At 58.2% G+C, this 2,095-nt stretch carries 1 protein-coding gene; it reads right to left on the reverse strand.

All coding sequences use genetic code 11. The annotated features are described in order from the left end of the window. A partial coding sequence (locus KDL09_RS09700; protein ID WP_345781085.1) for a helicase-related protein occupies positions 1-2,095 on the reverse strand: 2,095 nt, incomplete at both ends.

The raw sequence follows: 2,095 nt of genomic DNA on the forward strand, positions 1-2,095 counted from the left end.
ATCTGACGGGAAACCACGCGGCGCTCTCCAGAGCGGGTGATGCCTGCATCCTGAATGGTATGCTCCAAGTAGAAAAGCACACGAGGCTGGTCGCTGGAGTCATTTTCATCCACAAGGATGGCTCCACGGCGCAGCAGATCGCGGTGACGCTCCAGCACGAGATCGAGCGCCGAATCGAGCAACGGATGTCCCGGACAAACGAAGGCTGCGAGCGGCTGGCCTTGCGGCTGGATGAGGATTTTCTCAAAGACGATGCGCTCATAGCGAGTGAGGACTGGCTCACCGAGACCGATGAGACGATCCCGATTTCTAATCGGTGCTGGAACATGCGAGACCTCATATCGCCGTGCCTCACGCAGCCGCGCAGTTCCGCCCAGCAGGCGAAAAGCTTCGAGGAAGAAAGACTCGATGTAATGCGGCTGAAGGCGGCGAGCATCGGCACGCTCCATGTCTTCGCGGATGCGGTAAACACGGCTGGCATCCATGGCATCGTGCGCCAGCGCCCTTTCCTCCAGCATGTCCTGAATATGTTTCTGGTCGAAGGCATTTGCCACCACGTTCGTGAGACGGGCACGAACGTCCGGCATCTCGCCATAACGAATGGCCTCGATGAGGAGTTCACGCAGTGGCCGGCCCTCAAACTGGACTTTACCCAGCACATCGAAGACCTGACCGCCGAGGGATTTGCGGGCCTCATCGAGCTTGTCGAGCAAGGTGCGATACACCTCCCCTTCGCGGGTTTCATCGGCGATGAGATTCCAAAGATGGCAGACCTCTGTCTGGCCGATGCGGTGGATACGACCAAAGCGCTGTTCCAAGCGGTTTGGATTCCACGGCAGGTCGTAATTCACCATCAGGTGAGCACGTTGCAGATTGATGCCTTCACCCGCAGCATCCGTGGCGATCAAGACCTTCACCTCGGGGTCGTGCCGGAAAGCCTCCTGAACTTTGAGACGCTCCTCGCGTCCGACACCGCCATGGATGGCGACGACGGCATTTTTGTCCCCTAGCAGGGTGCTGATGCGATCTTCCAGGTAGTTCAGCGTGTCCCTGTGTTCCGAGAAAATGACGAGCTTTTGCGTTGGTGACTTGTCGCCCGCCTTCGCACCAAAAGCAGGTGTGTCTTCGCACAGGCGATTTCCGAATGCGGCAGGCGTGAATATCTCGCCGAGCAAGTGGGATAGCTCGCTCCACTTCCGGTCTTCACCGCTGCGGCGTACTTGCAAAGCAAGGGACTCCAGATGCTTCAGGATTTCGATCTCCGCCTTGAACTCATGGATGGTGCCAGCGGCGGTGGCTTGATCGAGAACCTGTTCCTCCGTGGCCTCGACTTCGGCGTCTGGTGCATCATCGAGATCATCTAGGTCTTCGGCATCCAACGTCGGGCCAGATTCAAGATCGCGAGCCGAGAGAGCGGCTCCTCGTTGCAAGAGTTCCAGTTCCCGAAGTCTGGACTCCAAGCGCTCCCGACGGCGACGAAGCGACTGATAAATGGCCTCCGGCGACGAAGCGAGACGGCGCTGGAGAATGGTGAGGGCAAAGCCCACGGTACCAGAACGCTTGTTGTTCTGAAGCGCTTCAGCGCGGTTGAACTCCTGGCGAACGTAGTTGGTGACTTCTTTGTAAAGGGTGGCCTCTGCTTCCGAGAGTTTGTAAGGCACTGTGTAGGCCCGGCGCTCTGGGAACAGTGGCGTGGCATCGAACTTCAGCAGTTGTTCCTTCACCATGCGCCGCATAAGATCGGAAACATCCTGGGCGTGAACACCATCACGGAAGCGTCCTTCAAAGCGGTCTCCATCCAGCAGCGACATGAAGAGCTGGAAGTCGTCCTCCTTGCCATTGTGCGGAGTTGCCGTCATCAGCAAGAAGTGCCGGGTAAGCGTGGAGAGCAGTTGGCCGAGTTTGTGGCGCTTGGTGTATTTGATCTCCCCACCAAAATGCGTGGCTGACATCTTGTGCGCCTCGTCGCACACGATCAGGTCCCAGCGGCAGTCTGGCGCGGAGAGCTTTGCCTGAACGTCCTCGTTGCGGCTCAGCTTGTCGAGACGCGCAATGACGAGGTTGTTTTCCATGAACCAGTTGCCGGTGCGTGCTG

The sequence above is a fragment of the Prosthecobacter sp. genome (assembly GCF_020439865.1).
Classification (GTDB): Bacteria; Verrucomicrobiota; Verrucomicrobiia; order Verrucomicrobiales; family Verrucomicrobiaceae; genus Prosthecobacter.